This is a genomic window from Micromonospora sp. NPDC049679, from assembly GCF_040659735.1.
Classification (GTDB): domain Bacteria; phylum Actinomycetota; class Actinomycetes; order Mycobacteriales; family Micromonosporaceae; genus Micromonospora_I.
In genome coordinates this window covers 91,158-110,175 of the sequence record NZ_JBFANZ010000005.1, presented here as the reverse complement: position 1 = coordinate 110,175, position 19,018 = coordinate 91,158, and the positions used below count along the sequence as shown (strand labels likewise).

The window sequence follows — 19,018 nt, the reverse complement described above, 5'->3', positions numbered from 1 at the left end:
GGGTCCAGCCTGCGGCCAGCGAACGTAAAGAACCAGTTCGGATTCCTCAACAGAACCGTAAGCTGAGCTGATGCTTGACGTCCGCCGCCTGCGCCTGCTGCGGGACCTGGCCCGGCTGGGCACCATCGCCGCGGTAGCCGAAGCCCACGCCTACACGCCGTCCGCCGTCTCACAGCAACTCGCGGCACTGCAACGGGAAGCGGGGGTCCGGCTCCTGGAACGCGCGGGGCGCCGGGTGAACCTCACGTCGACCGGCGTGGCGCTCGTGCAGCACACCGAGGTCGTCCTCGCCGCCCTGGAAGCGGCGGACTCCACATTGGCCGCTGCGCGCACGGGCCTGGCTGGAACGGTACGGATAGCCGCGTATCCCAGTGCGGTACGTACTCTGCTCCCGGGAGCCCTGGTCAGGCTGGCACGCGACCACCCGGCACTCGACCTCATGGTCACCGAGCTGGACCCGGTCGCCATGCCCGCCGCGTTGCGCGACCGGCGGCTCGACGTCGCGCTCGTGCACGACTACGACATCGTGCCGGTCGCGCCCGATCCGGCGCTGCATTCCACACCACTGCTGCACGAGACGGTGTTTCTCGCCGTCTCCGCCGACCCCGGCGGCGATACGGAAGGCGGTACGGAAGGCGACCCGCTCCACAGCGTCCGCGATGCGCACTGGATCGTGGGCAGCCCCGGCACGCTCTGCCATTCGGTAGTCGTGCATGCCTGCCAGATGGCCGGGTTCACTCCGAGCGTGCGCCACCACGCCGATGACTTCGCCGCCGTGCTCGCGCTGGTCGCCGCCGGCCAGGGTGTCGCCCTGGTCCCCCAACTCGCCGTCACGGTGCCGCTCCCACAGGTCCGGCTCCTACCGCTGACCATCCAGCGCCGCACGCGCGTCTCGTACCGGAAGGGGGCCGCCGCCCATCCAGCCGTGGCCGCCTGCGTCGCGGCGCTCAACGCCGCCACCCACGACTTCCTCGGCGGACCACAGACCCGTCACGAGGGTCACTCCCCGCTGACGGCACCGGCATGCCTCGACTCCGCTTGAGCCCCGATATCCGCCCCGGGCCGGGCGACCGCCCGTAGCGTGGACCGGGTGAACGATGGCCACCTGACCCGCCGGCTGCTGCTCGGCGGCATCGGGTCGGCCGCGGTGGCGGCGGGTCTCTGCGGCTGCGATTCGCCCACCTCCAACCCGCCCACGCCACAGCTGGCGGGTTCGCCACCGTTCTCACCGTCCCGACCCACAGCGTCACCCTCAACGCCCGGTGAAACCTCTCTACGACGCAAGATCGCGAGCCTGCTCGTCGTCGGTTTTCGCGGCGAGAGGCTCAACGACAACGACTGGATCATGAATGCGGTCAGGGACGGCCTGGGCGGCATCATCCTGTTCGACCGCGACCTGCAGACGAACGCCCCACGCAACATCAGGTCGCCGGGCCAGGTCACCGCGCTCGTGAAGACGCTACGACAAGCCTCGCCGGGGCGGCTCATCGTGTCGATCGACCAGGAAGGCGGCCAGGTCTCACGCCTCAACCCGGGCAACGGTTTCCCCACCACCAGGTCGCAGGCCGACATCGGCGCCGCCAATTCCACACCCACGACCCGGGCATGGGCCCAGGGCATGGTCCAGAGCCTCACGTCGATCGGCGTCAACCTCAACTACGCACCGGTCGTCGACCTGAACCTGAACCCGAACAATCCCGCGATCGCCAAGCTCGGACGCAGCTTTTCCGCCGATGCCGACGTCGTGGTGAGGAACGCGACCGAGGAGATCCAGATCCACCGGACCGCCGGCGTCAAAACCGTACTCAAGCACTTCCCCGGCTCCGGCAGCGCGACCGGCAATACCGACTTCACCGTCGTCGACGTGACCAACACCTGGCACAGGAGGGAACTCGAACCGTTTCAACGGCTGATCAACAGCGGCGTCGCCGAGTCCGTCATGGCCGCCCACCTGCTCAACAAGCAGCTCGACCCGAACCGCCCGGCATCGCTGTCGCCGGCGGTCGTGACGGACCTGCTCCGTGGCCAACTCGGCTGGAAGGGCGCCGTCGTGAGCGACGACATGCAGGCGGTCGCCATCTCCAGCAAGTACGGCCGGGACGAGGCCGTCGCGATGGCGTTCGAGGCCGGCCTCGACCTGCTCGTGTTCGCGAACCAGCAGGTGTACGACACAAAGATCGTGGACGAGACGCTCGACAACGTCGTCGACCTGGTCCGCAAGGGACGTATCACGGAGGCACGGATCGACCAGTCGGTCGCGCGCGTCGACACTCTCCGCCCGAGGAGTTGATGTGCACGCCGCAGGGATCCGTCGGCAGATCATCCTCTGTGGACTGAACGCCGGGCAGTCACCGCAGCGCCGCCGATGGCCCTCGGGTGAGGTCGGGGTCCGTCGCAATCTCAGGACACGTCGATGCCGGCGCGCCGCCGAGCAACGATCTTGCTCGCCTGCTGGTGCGCCCGCACGCACGCCTGTGGCAGCTCCTCGGCCGGCACCGGCCGGCTGAGGGCGAACCCCTGCGCAACGTCGCAGCCGAGCTCGGCCAGCAGAGCGAGGGCGTCGAGCCCTTCGACCCCCTCAGCCACCACGGACAGGCCGAGGTTGTGGGCCAGATCGATGGCGCTCCGTACCAGGACGACGTCCTCGGGGTCGTTGGCCAACTCCCGCACGAACGTCCGGTCGATCTTCAGCTCGTTCGCCGGTAGCTGCTTGAGTTGCGACAGCGAGCTGAAGCCGGTGCCGAAATCGTCGATGGAGACCTGCACGCCGTGGTCCCGGACCTGCCGCAGCGTCTCCCGCGAGCGCTCCGGCTCGGTCATCACGCTGGTCTCAGTGACCTCCAGCTGCAGCAGCCCGGGCGCGAGTCCGGAAGCGGCCAACGCGGCCTTCACCCGCGGCACGAACTGCGGGTCGAGCAGGCAGCGTGGGGACACGTTGACCGAGACCACGAGCGGCGCTCCGTCATCCTGCCAGGCTGCCGCCTGAGCAACCGCGACGTCGAGGATGTGGTACGTCAACGGGATCTCCAGGGCACGGCCCTCGGCGATCGGCAGGAACGTGCCGGGCATGAGCAGCCCCCGCGTCGGGTGCCGCCAACGCGCCAGCGCCTCGACCGCGGTGACGATCGCGTCGGCGATGCGGATCTGGGGCTGGAAGAACGGGACAAGCTGTCGGCCCGGGTCGCCGGCGTCGAGGAGAGCCCGCAGCTCACCGAAGAGCACCATCTGGTCGGGGGTCTCGGCGTCGACCTGCGGGTCGTAGACGGCAACTCCGCCGCCGCCGGACTTGGCCCGGTACATCGCCGCGTCGGCGTGGCGGACCAGTTCTTCGTTCGTGCCGTGCATCGGGCCCACCGCTACGCCGATGCTGCCGCTGACCGCCGCCGCCCCGGCGTCGAGCAGGAAGTCCTCGCGCAGGGTATGGACAATCCGGTCCGCCACGCGCGTCGCGTCGGCCACACCCACAACCCGGGACAGAAGGATGGCGAACTCGTCGCCGCCGAGCCTCGCCACCAGGTCTCCCTCGCGGGCGCTGGCACTCAGCCTCCGGCCCGTCTCGGCCAGCAACTGGTCGCCCGCCTGGTGACCGAGGGTGTCGTTGACGGCCTTGAAGCCGTTGAGGTCGAGGATCATGAGTGCCATCTGGCTGTCAGGTGAGGACGTCAGCTGCTTCAGGACGCTCGTCAGACGGCGATGGAACATCGCGCGGTTGGGCAGGCCGGTGAGGGGGTCATGCATCGCGAGCCGCTCGTTGAACTCGGCGTGCTGGGCCAGCCGGCGCTGGTAGCCGAGCACCACGCGCCAGATCAGCGCGACGAGAACGAAGCCCAGTCCAAACCCGATCGACGTACCGACCAGCATGCGTACCTGGGCCCGCCGCAGTGCGGCGGCCTGCACCTGGGCGCTGGCATGGTAGGCCCGCGTCACCGAGTCGATGTCGTGCTGAAGCTGGTAGTAGGCGGGCGTGACCTCGAGCCGGTCGAAGCTCGTGCGGGCGGGATCACGATCGGCGACCATGTCCAACAGTCGATCGGTAAGCTCGCGGTACGCCGCCTGTCTGGCGAGAAGCCGGCTGGCATCCCGCGCGGCCGCCCCGGTGCCGGCCATGGTCACCCGGCCGAGCGCCTGGTTGGCGGCGTTCGCCGCCCCGACGTAGCGGAGCCGCACCGCAGCGGAGGGCTCGACCTGGTAGTGGCGGGCGTGCACTTCCTCCAGCGCGACGGCGCTGCGTGCCTCACCGAACCAGCCGTCCACGGACAGGGCCTGGCTGTGCTCGCGGGCCGCGGACGTCGTCAACGCGGTGCCGATGATCGTGTACCCGGAGAGGGCGAGGAGCACGCTCGCGAGCGCCCCCGTCGTCGCCAAACTGCGTCGGCGTCGGGACCGCGGCTCATCGCCCGTCCCGCCGCTGCCCGCTTGCGCCGTCGGGCCGGCCACGTTGCGTCTACGCCACATGGCGGCGGCTCCCCTCCTCTCGCCGCGGTGCCGGGGTCGCGTCGCCTGGACCGCGGTCCCTGGATGAGAGCATCGGCAGCCGGACAGCCCACCTGACCCTTCTGCTCAACCACGCGGCGTCCAGGTCGATGGAGCGGCGACGCTCACCGACGAGAGGGGCACGATGCGCACACCAACAAGGCTCAGCGCCGTCGTGCTCGCCGCGGTGGCGTTGGCCGCCGGCACCCTCACCGGCTGCGGCGAGAAGCCGCAACAGGACACAGCGCAGGCCGGCGTGGTCCGGCTCGGCGCGCTCGTGCCGCTGTCGGGACGCAACTCCCCCTCCGGCCGGGCAATGGTCGACGCGCAGCAACTCGCGGTGCGCGAGGCGAACGAGGCCGGCGGCGTGCTGGGCCGACGGGTCGAACTGGTGGTGGAGGACGACGCGTGCGATCCGGGGACCGCCGTGGTCGCGGCGAACAAGCTGATCGCCCGCGATATCACCGTCTCGGTGGGCGGATACTGCAGCAGCGCGACCGTCCCGACTCTGAGGATCTTCCGTGATGCCGGGATCCCGATGCTGATCCCGCTGTCCAACTCCGCCGAGCTTCTCCAGCCGAAGTACGACAGCGTCTTTCTCGTCTGCGGCACGGTTTACGCGGAGGCCGAGTTCGCCGTGAAGGCGATGGAGCGCCTCGGCGGCCGACGGCTGGCGGTCGTTCACGACGGCACGAGCTTCCCGCTGTCCCTGGCCGAGGCGACGGTCGACGCCGCGCGCGCAGCGGGCGGCGTCGACTTCGGTGGAGTGTTCGAGCTGAGTCAGGGAGCCCCGCGCTACACCCGCGTCGCCGAGCAGGTACGCGACAGCGGCGCCGACAGCATCTACTTCACCGGGTACTACGCCGAGGCCAACCGACTCATCATCGACCTGCGCGACGCGGGATTCACCGGGAAAATCATGGTCGGCGACGGCGCGGTCGACGGCCCGCTGCTGGAGAACCTGACCGCCCAGCAGAGCAGGGACGTCTTCGGCACCACATTCCTGGTGCCGGAGTTCATGCCCGCGCTCGCCGAGTGGTCAACCCGCTTCACCGCGGCGGTCGGGCACGCGCCCGGTCCTGCCACGCCCGAGGCGTACGACGCGGTCAAGCTGGCCCTCGACGCGATCCGCCGGGCCGGCAGCCTTAACCGCGATGCGGTCCGCCGGGCGATCGCCGGCACCACCCAGCTCCCGCTGCTCTCCGGCGACCCGCGCTTCAACCCCGACGGCACCCGCGCCAAGCCCACGTTCCTGCTGCTTGCCGTGCGCGACAACCGGTTCACCTACGTCTCGTCCAACGAGACGCCGTAGCGGCACCTCAGCCTCGTAGCCTGTGCAACCCCAGCGGCCGGCCGACATGGAAGTCCGCCGAGGCATCGGCGCGTGGTTCTGAGCCCCGAGGGTTCCGGCCAGCAGCCGACCTCGCAGACGCCCGGCACCCGTCGGTCGGGCTCAGCCAGCCCGCTCGGCCCGGCGCAGCAACAGGGCCGCGAGGCAACCGCCGGCCAGCACGGCGATGGCACCCACCGTCTGGCCGGTCTCCAGCGCCGAGCGGAAGGCGTCGGAGACGAGCCCGCGGTCGGTCTCGGTACGGACGCCGGCCAGCGCCGCGGGGAACGAACCGGCGCCGGCCACGGCGGCGGGCAGCAACGCGGCGAACCGGGCGTTGAGGATGGCGCCCAGGACAGCGATGCCGAGGCTGCCGCCGACCTCCGCCATGGTGCCGTCGACGCCGGCTCCGGCGCCGGCCTTCTCCACCGGGATCGCGCTCATCACGGCCTCCACGATGGCCGGGTTGGCCAGGGCGCAGCCGCCACCCATCACGAGTAGTCCGGCCAGCAGCACGGCGTAGCTGTCCGTCCCCGCGTGGGTGATGAGCGTGAGGCCGCCGGAGAGCAGCGCCATGCCGACGGCGATGGCCCACGGCACTCCGAGTCGGCGGATGATCCGCGCGGCGACCCCGCCGAGGTTGAGCAGCACGATGGAGAGCGCGAACGGCATCATCCGCAGACCCGCTTCCCAGGCCGGGTACCCCCGCACGAACTGCAGGTGCTGGGTCAGCAGGAAGAGCGCGCCGGTGGCGCCGAAGGTGATCAGGACGACTCCCGAGACCGCGCCGACGAAGCGTCGGTCCCGGAAGAAGTGCATGTCCAGCATGGGGTCGGGAACCCGCCGCTCCCAGGCCACGAAGGCGCCGAGCAGGAGCAATCCCCCGCCGGCCGCGCCGAGTACCCGGGGGGAACTCCAGCCCTGGTCCGGCCCGGAGATGATCGCGTAGACGATCGCGGTCAGCCCTGCCGTGGAGAGCAGCACCCCGGCCAGGTCGAGGCGCCCACCGACCGGGCGGCGGGACTCCGGCACCAACATCGCGGCCGCCACCAGGCAGACCAGCACGATCGGGACGTTGACCAGGAAGATCGCTTCCCACGGAAGGTAGGCGAGGATGATCCCGCCGATGGGAGGGCCGGCCGCGAACCCCAGCGCGCTCGCTGCCGCCCAGATGCCGATCACCCGAGGCCGCTCGGCGGCGTCGAAGATCTGCATCGCGACGGCGAGGGTGGTGGTGACCAGAAGCGCACCTCCCACCCCCATGCCGGCGCGGGCCGCGATCAGCTGACTGCTGGACTGGGCGAGACCGGCGACCAGCGACCCGAGTCCGAACAGGACGAGACCGGCGAGAAGCAGCCGGCGGCGGCCGTACCGGTCGGCGGCGCTGCCCGCGGTGAGCAGCAGACCTGACTGGACCAGCGCGTACGCGTTGATCATCCACTGGATGTCGGCGGTGGTGGCCGCCAGTTCGGTGGTGAGCACCGGCACCGCCACGGTCAGCACCGTGTTGTCGAGCACCACGGTGACCTGGGCGAGGCAGAGCACGCCCAGGATCAGCCACCGGGTGGGGAGCCGGCCGGCGGTGGCGGTGCCGATCGGAGCGTCGACGGTGGTCACCGGGCCGGGGCAAAGCGGGCGATGGGATTGGCCAGGGTGCCGACGAGCTGCAGCGCTCCCGCCGGGTCGGCGAGGTCGACCATCTGCTGGTTGTTCCGCAGCTGGAGCCGGTTCAGGCAGGAGAGCGCGAACTCCGGGGCGAACAGGTCGTGGCGCCGGATCCGGTCGGCCAGCTGCGGCACGCTCTCGGCGTAGTCGGCCGCGCACTCGGCGACCGTGCGCCAGAAGGTCTCCTCGTCGAGGACGCCCTCGACGACCAGGATCGCGCTGAGGTAGCGCAGGAAGCCGTCGAAGACGTCGGTGAAGATCGACAGCAGCTTCATCTCCTCCGGAACCTCGGCCCTGATCCGCTGGACCTGCGGCGGCAGGTCGGCATCCGGGTCCATCACGACGATCTCCTCGGCGATGTCCTTGAAGATCGCCCGCTCGACCGTCCCACCGTCGAGGACGAGAATGACGTTCTCACCGTGCGGCATGAAGGCCAGGTCGTAGGCGTAGAAGCTGTGCAGCAGCGGGGTGAGGTAGGCGTCGAGGTAACGGCGCAGCCAGAGCTCGGGCGACAGCTCCGACTCCGCGATCAGCGCGGCCGCGATCGAGCGGCCGTCGCGGTCGGTGTGCAGCAGGGAGGCCATGGTGGCCAGTCGCCGGCCCGGCGCCAGGCCGGGCACCGGGCTCTCCCGCCAGAGCGCGGCCAGCATCTTGCGGTACGGGGAGTACCGGTCGGTGGCCGCCTCGTACTGCCGGTGCCGGTAGCCGATCGCGGCCCGCTCGCGGAGGATCGACAGCCCGGTCCGCTTGAGTACGTCGTCGGTGTCGATCAGTTCGGCGAGCCAGTCGTTGATGGCCGGGGTCGCCTCCATGTACGCGGCGGAGAGCCCGCGCATGAAGCCCATGTTCAGCACGGAGAGCGCCGTCTTGACGTAGTGCCGGGACGGGTCGGTGACGTTGAAGAAGGTACGGATGGACTGCTGGGCGAGGTATTCGTCGGGTCCGGGGCCGAGACAGACCAGCCGACGCTGGGCGACCTCGCCGGCGAAGGTGACCGACAGCTTGTTCCACCACTGCCAGGGGTGGACGGGGATGAGCTGGTAGTCGGCCGGGTCGAGGCCGAGACCGGAGAGGGTGTCCGCGAAGGCGGCCAGCGTGTCGTCGCCGAGTTCGGCCCGGACAAAGGTGTCGTAGTCGACGTCGGCGGCGCAGGTGAATGTCGTGTGGTCGCGGTGGCCGGCCAGCCAGATCAGGCGTACCGGATTGGCGGCCTCCGGGGCGTACCGATGGTATTCGTGGATGCCGAAGCCGATGCGCCCGTTGTTCGCGACGAAGCCGGGGTGTCCCTCGGTCATCTCGGTTTCGATGGTCTGGTAGTCAGCTCGGGCGAGGTCGACGGCGTTGACCGCGGGCTTGTCGAGCTTGTAGGCGGTGCCGGCCAGGGTGGAGCTGATCTCCTCGAGATAGACCGGGAGGATCGGGTCGGTGAGACCGAGCGCGCCGCGCAGCTCGATGCAGAAGTCGAGGGCGTCGAGCGGCAGTTCGGTGTCGCCCCGGCGGCGGGTGATGCTGTCGGTGTCGATCTGCCAGTGGTTGAGGGCGAGCAGCCGCGCGGCGAACCGGTACGCGACCTCGCCGTCGTCGCTGCGAACCAGGTAGTGCCGCTCCCCCGTCGACGCGACGGCCGGGGCGGCGGCGGTCGGCTCGGGGGTGAGCAGCCGCTCGTGGGCGAACTCGGCGAGCGCCTTGCGGACCAGCAGCCGGTTGGCCCGGGCCCAGTTCTCCGGCCGCAGATGGTCCACGGATGCGAGCGGGTTCACGCTGGTACTTCCCCTCTGGTGGCGGCCCGGAACTGGTCGCGGGTGCAGACGCTGAGCAGCGCGTCCTTCTCGGGCTTGGCGATGGTGCGAACGGGTTCGAAGCCGACGGCCGCGTTGAGGGCGTGCACCGCGGTGTTGCGCACGTCGGGCTCGACCACGACGCGCCGGACGGCCGGGTCGGCGAAGAGCCAGGCCATGACCGTGGTGATGACGGCCCGGGTGAAGCCGTGGACCGGGGTGTCGGTCGGCGCGCAGAGGAAGTGCATGCCGACATCGCCGGCGCGCGCCTCGTAGAGTCCGGGGAGTTCGACGTGGGCGGGGTCGTACCGCTCGACCAGGAAGGCGGGCCGGCCGTGCCACAGGCCGAGGAAGGCGTCGTGGTGCGGGTCCGCGGCGATCCGGCGGTACTCCTGCGCGACCCGTGCCACGTCGGCGTCCTGCATCAGCCAGAACGCGGCCTTGGGGTCGGTCACCCAGTGGTGCAGCAGCGCGGCGTCGGCGTCCGGGGCGAGGGTACGGATGGCGAACTCGCCGAGCCGCTCGTCGATCCGGGTCCAGATCACCGCGGTCATGACGCGACCCCCGCCGCCGCGCCGAACTCCTGGAAGGCGATGGTCTTCTCGATCGGGTAATGCTCACGGCCGAGCAGTTCGCGGATGATCCAGGAGTTGCGGTAGGCGCCCATGCCGAGGTCGGGTGAGGTGATGCTGTGCGTGTGGGTGCCGGCGTTCTGCAGGAAGACTCTGCGGCCGGTGTGGTCGATGCTGTAGTTGCGGGCGACGTCGAAGCGGCCGTGGTCGTCCCAGCGGATCCGGTCCCGCACCGGTTCGAGGAAGTCCGGGGTCCGGTAGCTGTAGCCGGTCGCCAGGACCAGGCCCTCGGTGTCCAGCGTGAAGTCGCGTTCCTGCTCCACGTGGCGTAGGCCGAGCGTGTAGGTGCCGGTCGATTCGTCGTACGTGGCCGAGGTCAGTTCGGTGTTGGTCATCAGCCGACTGCGCACCGGCCCGTCGATGCTGCGGGCGTAGAGCAGGTCGAAGATCTCATTGATCAGATCGGCGTTGATCCCCTTGAACAGGCCCTTCTGCTCCGCCTCGAGCCGGTAGCGGGTGGGCTCGGGCAGGGCGTGGAAGTAGTCCACGTAGTCCGGGGAGGTCATCTCCAGGGTGAGCTTGGTGTATTCCAGCGGGAAGAAGCGGGGCGACCGGGTCACCCAGTTGAGCTGGTAGCCGTTCGCGTCGATGTCGGAGAGCAGGTCGTGGTAGATCTCGGCCGCACTCTGACCGCTACCGACCACGGTGATGCTCCGCTTCGCCCGCAGAGCGTCGCGGTTCTGCAGGTAACCCGAGTTGTGGATGACGTCGCCGCCGAGGCCCTGGCACGCGGCGGGGACGTTCGGCGGGGTACCGGTGCCGAGCACCAGGTGCCGGGCGCGGTACGTGACCCGCTCACCGGTGGCGGCCACGGTCGCCTGGACGGTGTAAACGTCCTCGGCCGGGTCGTACCCGACGGTCGTGACCTCCTCCCCGAAGTGCAGGCCGGAAAGCTTCGCGGCGGCCCAGCGGCAGTAGTTGTTGTACTCGCTGCGCAATGGGTAGAAGCTCTCCCGGATGTAGAACGGGTAGAGCCGCCCGGTCTCCTTCAGGTAGTTCAGGAAGGAGTACGGGGAGGTCGGGTCGGCGAGGGTGACCAGGTCGGCGATGAACGGTGTCTGCAACCTGGTCGACTCCAGCAGCATCCCCGGATGCCAGTCGAAGTCCGGTCGGGCCTCCAGGAAGACGCCGTCGAGTTCGGCGATCGATTCGGTCAGGCAGGCCAGGCCCAGGTTGTACGGGCCCAGCCCGATCGCGACGAAATCGTGAGTGGCCATGCGGTTCTCCCGGTGCGGGTCCATGTGAGACGTGGGCGGGGACGGTCAGCCGACGGGGCAGGAGAGCTCGGCGGTCCTGGTCTGCACGTACCAGCCGGCGTGTTCGGCGATAAGGTCGACGACCTGCCGGACGTCGTCGAGCGTGGTTTCCGGGTTCAGCAGGGTGAGCTTGAGATGGTGGCGACCGTCCACCCTGGTCCCTGCGACGACTGCCGCGCCGGAGGCGGCCAGCGCCTCACGGGCGAACAGGTTCGCCTCGTCGGCCAACTCCCGGGCCGGGTCGACCGGCAGGTAGCGGAAGACCACGGTGCTCAGCTGGGACCGGGTCACCACCTCGAAGCGGGGATCGTCGGCCAGGATCCGCCACGCGTCGGCCGCCCGGTCCACCACCTCGTCGAAGAGTGCGCCGATGGCGTCCGGCCCCATGATCCGCAGGGTCAGCCAGAGCTTCAGGGCGTCGAAGCGGCGGGTCGTCTGCATGCTCTTGTCGACCTGGTTGGGGATGCGTCGCTCGACCATCCTGGCCGGGTTGAGGTAGTCGGCGTGGTACGTGGCGTGCCGAAGGACCCGCCCGTCCCGCACCAGCAGCGCGCTGGAGCTCACCGGCTGGAAGAACGACTTGTGGTAGTCGACGGTCACCGAGTCGGCGCGCTCGATCCCGTCGAGCAGGTGCCGCCGGGTCGGCGACACCAGCAGGCCGCAGCCGTACGCGGCGTCGACGTGCAGCCACACGCCGGCGGACGCGCACAGCGCGGCGATGGACGACAACGGATCGATCGAACCGAAGTCGGTGGTGCCGGCCGTGGCGACGACGGCCATGACGACCTGACCGGCGTGGCGGCAGCGCTCGAGTTCCCCGGCCAACGCCTCGGGTCGCATCCGCCGGTCCGCGTCGGTCTCCACTGTGACCACCGCGTCCGCGCCGAGACCGAGGAGTTTGGCGGATTTCTGGACGCTGAAGTGGCCCGCCGCGGAGGCGAGGATGCGCAGCCGGGGCAGTAGCTCGTGCCGGTCCGACGGCATCCCGGCGCTTTCGGCCATACGGGTCAGCGCCTCCTCCCGGGCGAGCAGCATGGCCTGCAGGTTGGACTGCGTCCCGCCACTGGTGAACACACCGTCGGCGGCCGGCCCCAGGCCGATGCGCGCCGCGGTCCAGTCGATCAGGCGGCGCTCGATCAGCGTCCCTCCGGCGCTCTGGTCCCAGGTGTCCAGGGACGAGTTGACGGCGCTGAGCACCGCCTCGCCGAGCAGGGCCGGGATGACTACCGGGCAGTTGAGGTGCGCCAGATAGCGGGGGTGGTGGAACCAGACGGCGTCGCGCAGGTAGACATCCTGGAGTTCATCGAGGGCGGCACCGGAGTCGCCCAGTGGTCGGTCCAGGTCGATCCCGGAGACCTTCGGCGCCAACTCTTCCGGGGACACCCCGGTGAACGGCGCGTCCGTGCCCGCGACCCGCGTCGCGACCCGGTCGATCCCGTCGGCCAGCACCCGCCGGTAGTGCTCCACGGAGCCGTTGTTGAACAGGTGGGCGCGGGCGGCCGACCGTAGCGTCTCCATCGCCGGCACGGTGTCGGTCGGATGTCCCGAAAGGTTCATGCAGAGTCCTCGACAGTCTCTAGTGGACAGTGGTTGTGGACGGCAGGAGCCGGGCCGTGGAGCATCGGTGCGTGGTTCCGCCGTCCGGCGGGGGCGGTCAGACCGCTGCGGCGGAGAGTGCCTCTGCCTGGAGATCGTCGTTTGAGGCGCCCAGGCGCCAGTAGCCGGCGAAGGTCACCTGCCGGCGGTGGAGACCCCGCTCGGCGACGAGGTGCCGACGCAGGGTCCGCACGCTCGCCGACTCCCCCGCGATCCAGGCGTACGGCGTACCGGCGGGCATCCGGGCCCCCCGGACCGCCTCCACCAGAAGACCGCTACCCGGCGGGGTCGTACCACGGACGAGCCACCTGACCTCGGCGGTCGCCGCGCTGGGCAGATCCTGGATGTCCGCCACGTCCGGCACCTCGATCCAGACCCGGGCCCGCATGCCGGCCGGCAGCCAGGCCAGGATCGCACCGACGGCGGGCAGGGCGGTCTCGTCCGCCGCCATCAGCACGTGGTCCGTGCCGGGCGGCGGGCGGAAGCAGACACCCCGGTTGTCCTCGACCGCCGGGCCGAGCATGACCACACGGTCCCCCGGCCGAACCCGACCGGCCCACCGGGAGGCCGGGCCGGTGTCACCGTGCAGCGCGAAGTCGATGTCCACTTCCGCCTGGGCCCGGCGCTGCTCGCGAACGGTGTACGAGCGCATGACGGCGCGCTCCCCCGGGTCGATGGCCCGCCACTCGGAGAACCAGTCCTCCCCGGAGTGGATGGGCACCACCGGCGCGCTCTGCCCGGGGTGCGGCAGGAACAGGGAGAGGCTCTGGTCCCGGCCTCCGCCGGCGAACGTCGCCAACTGCTCGCCGCCGAAGGTGACCCGGACCATCGAAGGGGTGAGACGGCGACTGCGTACGACGTGTGCCTCGTAGAAACGGAACTGGACGGCAACCGGGTCGGGAGTCCTCGTCGTCATCGTGTCAGACCTTCTTCGCGCCCTGGATCGCCTTGGCCAGGTTTTCCAGCAGCGGTGCGGAGCCGGCGTACGAGAAGCGGGGTACGGCGTCCCACGGAGTGACCTGACCGGCCTTGACGGCGGGGAGCTGCTGCCAGGTGGGCTTGCCGGTGAGATCCTTCGGCTGCAGTGCCGTGCTGCGGTTGTCGAGCAGGATCAGGTCGGCGGGGAACTTGCCGGCGTTCTCCCAGCTGAGACTCTCGAAGTAGTCGCCGGATTCGAGCTTGGTCGGGACGACGATGTCGACCCCGAGCTCGGCGAAGTACATCAGGTCCGTGCTGACCTTCGGGTTCGACACGTAGAAGGTGTCCGGGCTACCGGAGGCGGCCAGCACCTTGATCCCGGGATTCGCCTTCACTGCCTGTCGCACCGCCTCGGCAGCGGCCTCGAACCGCGCCTTGGCATCGGCGACCTTCTTGGCGTTGAGATCGGCGCCGAGCGACTTGGCAAGCGCGGCGTACCGCTCGATCGGCTTGGTCATCGGCACCCGGGCGGTGGTGATGGCGACGCTGGGGGCCAACGGGAGGATCTTGTCCTTGCTCTCGTCCGGCACGTACCAGAGGGCGCCGGGGTCGTAGGTGTGGGTGACCAGGAGTTGGGGCCGCAGCCCCGCGTACTTCTCGATGCTGAACTCGCCCCAGACGTTGCCGAGGACCGACACGGCCTTGACGTCGAGGTCGCCGGCCTGCGGATCGGCCGTACCGTCGGCCCGGGTGGTCTCACCGAAGACGCCGACGATCTGCTTGTCCAGCCCGAAATCGACCAGGGCCGCCGCCGCGCCGGTGAACGCCACGATCCGGCCGGGGGTCGCGTCCGCGGTGGCCTTCTCGTTCCGGTCGTCGGTGAAGGACCAGGGGCCGGCACTGCCGCCGGCGGTCGACGGGGACGTGGAGTCGCCGTTCCCGCCGCAGGCAGCGAGCAGGGCCGCGACGGTGGCGGCCCCGCCGGCCGCGAACAGGCCGCGACGGGTCAGGCGATGAGCGGATACGGAATGCGACATGGCGACGACTTTCGATCAGAGGGCGGTCGCAATGACCGTGACAGCGCCGTTAGGTTAACCTAACCTAAGAACTTGTCAACAGACGTTCGCCGATTCTCATCACCCGGGAGTCCACACTGTCCGGTACACAGTTACTACGGGCCGGTAACCCAGCGGAGGCTCCGCCGTCGCCACGCCCGGGCCGCCGAAATGCGGCTCGGCTCGCCGGGCTGGCCGCGTCCCTGCTGCTGCTGATCGTCGTGCTGGTGTTCAGCATCGCGGTGGGTGCGAAGCAGCTTCCGTTGGCCGAGGTGTGGCACGGACTGCTGCACAGCGACTCCGCCGAATACGCCGTGGTGCACCGGATGCGGCTGCCCCGTACCCTGCTCGGCCTGCTCGTCGGCGCGGCGCTGGGCCTGGCCGGCGCCGTGATGCAGGCGCTGACCCGCAATCCACTGGCCGATCCCGGACTGCTGGGGATCAACGCCGGCGCTTCGGCGGCGGTCGCCTCGGCGGCGGCCTTTCTGGGCGTCTCCACATTCGATGGTTACGTGTGGTTCGCCCTGCTCGGGGCCGCGACCGTCACCGCGCTGGTCTACGCGGTGGGCGGCGGGCGCGGCGCGACCCCGGCCCGGCTGGCGCTGGCCGGGGCGGCGCTCAACGCCACCCTCTACTCCTACGTCAGCGCGGTGATGCTGCTGGACGCCGCCTCCCTGGACCGGCTGCGGTTCTGGACGGTCGGTTCGCTGGCCAGCGCCGAATCGACCACGGTGGTCAAGGTGCTGCCGTTCATCGTTACCGGCCTGTTGATCGCCCTGGCGGCGGCGCGTCCGCTCAACGCGCTGGCGCTCGGCGACGACGCGGCGCGGGCACTGGGCGCGCGACCCGCCCTGATCCGGGGAGCCGTGATCGTGGCGGTCACGCTGCTCTGCGGCGCGGCAACCGCGGCGTGCGGCCCGATCGTCTTCGTCGGCCTGATCGTGCCCCATCTCGTACGCGCCCTGACCGGGCCGGACCTGCGCTGGCTACTGCCCTACTGCGCGGTGCTCGCGCCCGTGCTGCTACTCGCCGCCGACGTGCTGGGGCGAGTGCTGGGCCGTCCCGGCGAGCTCCAGGTGGGGCTGATCACCGCGGTGCTGGGTGGGCCCCTCTTCCTCTACGTGGTGATCCGAGGCAGGGTGGCCCGACCGTGATCGTGCTCCGTATCCCGAACGGGTGGTCCGTCCGCTTCCACCCCCGCGCGCTCGCCGTCGGCGCCGGAGCCGCGCTGCTGGCGGTCGTACTGAGCGTGTTCGCCATCGGCAGCGGCGACTATCCGATGAGCTCCGCCGACGTGCTCCGGACCCTCGCCGGTCGGGGCTCCCCGGCGGAGGACTTCATCATCGGCGAGCTACGGCTGCCCCGACTGGTGACCGCCCTGCTGGTCGGCGCCGCGCTGGCGCTCGCCGGCACGGTCTTCCAGTCCCTGGTCCGCAACCCACTGGGCAGCCCGGACGTGCTCGGCTTCACCCAGGGCGCGGCGACCGGCGCGCTCGTCGTGGTCGTGGTCGGCGGCAGCAGCGCGGCGCTCGCCGGCGCGGCGCTCGCCGGCGGCCTCGCCACCGGCCTGCTGATCTACGCCATCGCCTGGCGGGAGGGGGTACACGGCTACCGCCTGGTTCTGGTGGGCATCGGCGTCGCGGCCATCCTCACCGGCGTCAACGGCTACCTGTTGACCCGGGCCCCGCTCATGCAGGCGGCCCGCGCCGTGCTCTGGCTCACCGGCAGCCTGGACGGGCGGGGCTGGGTGAACGCCATGCCGCTGCTCATCGCGATGGCGGTGCTGGTGCCGGTGCTCCTCGCCTGCGGACCGGCGGTGCGGATGATCGAGATGGGCGACGACACCGCCAACGCGCTGGGCGTACGCGTCGAGCGCCTGCGTCTGGTCCTGCTCGGCGCGGCGGTGCTGCTCGTCTCCTTGGCCGCGGCCGCCGCCGGGCCCGTGTCGTTCGTGGCGCTCACCGCGCCGCATGTGGCGAAGCGGCTGACCCGCACCCCCGGGCCGAACCTGCTGCCGTCGATGTGTGTGGGCGCGCTTCTGCTGGTCGCCGCCGACTTCGCGGCACAACGGGCGTTCACCGCGCACCAACTGCCGGTCGGCGTGGTCACCGGCGCGCTCGGCGGCGCCTACCTGGTGTGGCTGCTCGCCACCGAGCGGAAGGCCGGCCGCATATGACCACCACGAACCAGAACGGAGTACGGAGCATGCAGCCCGGGACCCCACGGATCAGCGGCAGCGGGATGCGGCTCGCCTACGAGCGACGCATCATCGCCGAGGAGTTGACCGTCGCCATCCCCGACCGGTCGTTCACCGTGATCATCGGACCCAACGCCTGCGGCAAGTCCACCCTGCTGCGTGCCCTGTCCCGCATGCTGAAGCCGACCGCCGGAGCGGTGCTGCTGGACGGGGAGGACATCCACACCCTGCCCGCCCGCAAGGTCGCCCGCACCCTGGGCCTGCTGCCGCAGTCCTCCATCGCACCCGACGGCATCAGCGTCGCCGAACTCGTCGCGCGCGGACGTTACCCGCACCAGGGACTGCTGCGGCAATGGTCGCGCGACGACGAACGGGTGGTGGAGGAGTCGATGGCGGCCACCGGGGTCGCCGACCTCGCCGACCGCCCCGTCGACGAGTTGTCGGGCGGTCAGCGGCAACGGGTGTGGATCGCGATGGCGCTGGCCCAGCAGACCCCGCTGCTGATGCTGGACGAGCCGACGACGTACCTCGACATCGCCCACCAGATCGAGATCCTCGACCTCTGCGCCCACCTGCACGAGGAGCAGGGCCGAACGCTGGTGGTCGTACTCCACGACCTCAACCACGCCGCCCGCTACGCCACGCACCTGATCGCGATGCGGGAGGGCCGGGTGATGGCGGCCGGAAACCCTCGGGACATCGTGACCGCAGACCTGGTGGAGCAGGTCTTCGGACTTCCCTGCCGGGTGATCGACGATCCGGAGAGCGGCACACCCATGGTCATCCCCGCCGCCCGCCGCCGCGCCGACGCGACGCCTTCCACCGCCGCAATGGAGTTGGCCTGAAACGCTTTCGGGTCGTGTAGGTCCGCTCGATCACACTGCGCCGAGTTTGGCGATCATGCGGTGCATATGAGATCGAGGCTCTCCGGATCGGCGTCGTTCACCTCCCGCGGAGTCCACCACCGAATTCCCTCTGCAAGGTCGGGGACGAAGACCTGATCGCGGCTGCCAGCTCCTGCTTTGGCCACTAACGTTGGCCGGGTCTGTCGTACCGACGTGGTGGGTTGGTCTATGCCTCGGCGTCGGGATCCGGATGATGCTCGGGTGGTGCATCGCACGGCCCGGGTGGGTGTGCGGGTGAGGGCTGTCCCGCCGCCACGCCGCACCATCGTGTCGCCCTGCGATGAAAGAATCGCGATCATAGCGTCGGTTCCCGGCGTCATCGACTGACCTCCTGGAAGCAGGCCGGTCATGAGCCGATGAATGGCGCTCATGCGCGACCTGCGTTAGCGGGGCAGCCGCTTGCCAGATTGACGGTTAATGTGAGCCCAGTGCCGGCGTGATGGCCCCTTGCTCCGACGATCGCTGTTGAGGATTTTCTGCACGTGCTCGGCCAAGTGCTTCCTCTCGCTCTCCTCGACACGGTCAGCGTGTCCACGCTCGCGATCCCGCTCTGGTTCCTCCTGGCGCCGCGAGGGCTGCGGTTCGCGAACGTCTACCTCTACCTGCTGCTCGTCGGCGCCGGATACCTGCTCCTGGGAATCGCACTTATGGGCGGCCTCTCCGTCTCCAGACAGGAGGTTCGCTCGGCGCTGGAGTCACGGGCCGGCGACATCGCCGTGGCAGCCGTCGGCATCGCCCTCATCCTGTTCGCCGCCTGGTACGGCCTCCTCAGGAAGAACAGCGGTGCCGAGGGGCGGTTGAACCGCTGGCGCGAGGCGGCCGTCGGCGAATCGGCGACGCTTCGTGGCGTCGTCATGGTGGCGGCGATCGCGGTGACCTTGGAGATCGCGACGATGTTCCCGTACCTCATGGCGATCGACACCCTGGGCCGAACCAACCATCCCTGGATCACCCGCGTTCTCATACTCGCGCTGTACTGCCTGGTCATGGTCGCCCCCGCCGGCATCGTCACGCTGGGACGGATGTTGTTGGGCGAGGCTCTGACGCCGATGTTGGACAGGGTCAACGACTGGATCCGGCGTAACGAACGCGAGGACACCGCCTGGCTTCTCGCCATCGCGGGCGTCGTGCTCCTGGTCAACACACGGTTTTTCGACCAGCTCATGGCGCTTCTCGGCAAGCGCTGAGATTTCCGTTGGCAACGTAGGTCTCG

General features: G+C 70.2%; 15 protein-coding genes. 7 read left to right on the top strand and 8 right to left on the bottom strand.

All coding sequences use genetic code 11. The features are described from left to right. Positions 1–70 precede the first annotated feature (70 nt). Together AB0J06_RS05525 and AB0J06_RS05520 are read left to right on the top strand one after the other, a co-directional pair. Complete coding sequence (locus AB0J06_RS05525) at positions 71–1,042, top strand: LysR substrate-binding domain-containing protein (protein ID WP_357424936.1); 972 nt, start codon at positions 71–73, stop codon at positions 1,040–1,042. Positions 1,043–1,090: 48 nt separating this feature from the next. Beyond that, entirely contained in the window at positions 1,091–2,290 is a 1,200-nt protein-coding gene (locus tag AB0J06_RS05520; RefSeq protein WP_357424934.1) for a glycoside hydrolase family 3 N-terminal domain-containing protein, read from the top strand. Between the two features lie 110 nt (positions 2,291–2,400). Here the strand turns inward: AB0J06_RS05520 and AB0J06_RS05515 are convergent, their stop codons facing one another. Next, positions 2,401–4,455: an EAL domain-containing protein gene (locus tag AB0J06_RS05515; protein WP_357424932.1), complete on the bottom strand. Its 2,055-nt coding sequence runs from the start codon at positions 4,453–4,455 to the stop codon at positions 2,401–2,403. Positions 4,456–4,618: 163 nt separating this feature from the next. On the opposite strand from AB0J06_RS05515, the gene AB0J06_RS05510 reads away from it, so the two are divergent. Next, the gene (locus AB0J06_RS05510; protein WP_357424930.1) at positions 4,619–5,785 is read left to right on the top strand and encodes a branched-chain amino acid ABC transporter substrate-binding protein; all 1,167 of its coding nucleotides are present in this window, start codon (positions 4,619–4,621) and stop codon (positions 5,783–5,785) included. A gap of 141 nt (positions 5,786–5,926) precedes the next feature. Here AB0J06_RS05510 and AB0J06_RS05505 read toward each other — a convergent pair whose 3' ends face one another. The 7 genes from AB0J06_RS05505 to AB0J06_RS05475 all read right to left on the bottom strand — a co-directional run bounded on the left by AB0J06_RS05505 (position 5,927) and on the right by AB0J06_RS05475 (position 14,685). Beyond that, on the bottom strand, positions 5,927–7,420 hold the full coding sequence (locus tag AB0J06_RS05505) for an MFS transporter (RefSeq protein WP_357424928.1): 1,494 nt from the start codon (positions 7,418–7,420) through the stop codon (positions 5,927–5,929). Next, entirely contained in the window at positions 7,417–9,228 is a 1,812-nt protein-coding gene (locus tag AB0J06_RS05500) for an IucA/IucC family siderophore biosynthesis protein (protein ID WP_357424926.1), read from the bottom strand. The genes AB0J06_RS05505 and AB0J06_RS05500 overlap by 4 nt, the downstream gene beginning before the upstream one ends. After that, positions 9,225–9,800: a GNAT family N-acetyltransferase gene (locus AB0J06_RS05495; RefSeq protein WP_357424924.1), complete on the bottom strand. Its 576-nt coding sequence runs from the start codon at positions 9,798–9,800 to the stop codon at positions 9,225–9,227. The genes AB0J06_RS05500 and AB0J06_RS05495 overlap by 4 nt, the downstream gene beginning before the upstream one ends. Next, a complete protein-coding gene (locus AB0J06_RS05490; protein ID WP_357424922.1) occupies positions 9,797–11,095 on the bottom strand; it encodes a lysine N(6)-hydroxylase/L-ornithine N(5)-oxygenase family protein in 1,299 nt (432 codons plus the stop codon). The genes AB0J06_RS05495 and AB0J06_RS05490 overlap by 4 nt, the downstream gene beginning before the upstream one ends. Before the next feature lie 45 nt (positions 11,096–11,140). Next, positions 11,141–12,691, bottom strand: a complete 1,551-nt coding sequence (locus AB0J06_RS05485; RefSeq protein ID WP_357424920.1) for an aspartate aminotransferase family protein — start codon at positions 12,689–12,691, stop codon at positions 11,141–11,143. 97 nt (positions 12,692–12,788) lie between these two features. Beyond that, the gene (locus tag AB0J06_RS05480) at positions 12,789–13,646 is read right to left on the bottom strand and encodes a siderophore-interacting protein (protein ID WP_357424918.1); all 858 of its coding nucleotides are present in this window, start codon (positions 13,644–13,646) and stop codon (positions 12,789–12,791) included. Between the two features lie 4 nt (positions 13,647–13,650). Continuing rightward, positions 13,651–14,685, bottom strand: coding sequence for an ABC transporter substrate-binding protein (locus AB0J06_RS05475; RefSeq protein ID WP_357424915.1), 1,035 nt, complete (start codon positions 14,683–14,685; stop codon positions 13,651–13,653). A gap of 221 nt (positions 14,686–14,906) precedes the next feature. On the opposite strand from AB0J06_RS05475, the gene AB0J06_RS05470 reads away from it, so the two are divergent. The 4 genes from AB0J06_RS05470 (at position 14,907) to AB0J06_RS05455 (ending at position 18,992) form a co-directional block, all read left to right on the top strand. Continuing rightward, complete coding sequence (locus AB0J06_RS05470; protein WP_357425071.1) at positions 14,907–15,857, top strand: iron chelate uptake ABC transporter family permease subunit; 951 nt, start codon at positions 14,907–14,909, stop codon at positions 15,855–15,857. After that, positions 15,854–16,879: an iron chelate uptake ABC transporter family permease subunit gene (locus AB0J06_RS05465; protein ID WP_357424913.1), complete on the top strand. Its 1,026-nt coding sequence runs from the start codon at positions 15,854–15,856 to the stop codon at positions 16,877–16,879. Before AB0J06_RS05470 ends, AB0J06_RS05465 begins: the two co-directional genes overlap by 4 nt. A gap of 65 nt (positions 16,880–16,944) precedes the next feature. Next, positions 16,945–17,745, top strand: a complete 801-nt coding sequence (locus AB0J06_RS05460) for an ABC transporter ATP-binding protein (protein WP_357425069.1) — start codon at positions 16,945–16,947, stop codon at positions 17,743–17,745. Between the two features lie 542 nt (positions 17,746–18,287). Beyond that, a complete protein-coding gene (locus AB0J06_RS05455) occupies positions 18,288–18,992 on the top strand; it encodes a GAP family protein (protein WP_357424911.1) in 705 nt (234 codons plus the stop codon). Positions 18,993–19,018: the final 26 nt, after the last annotated feature.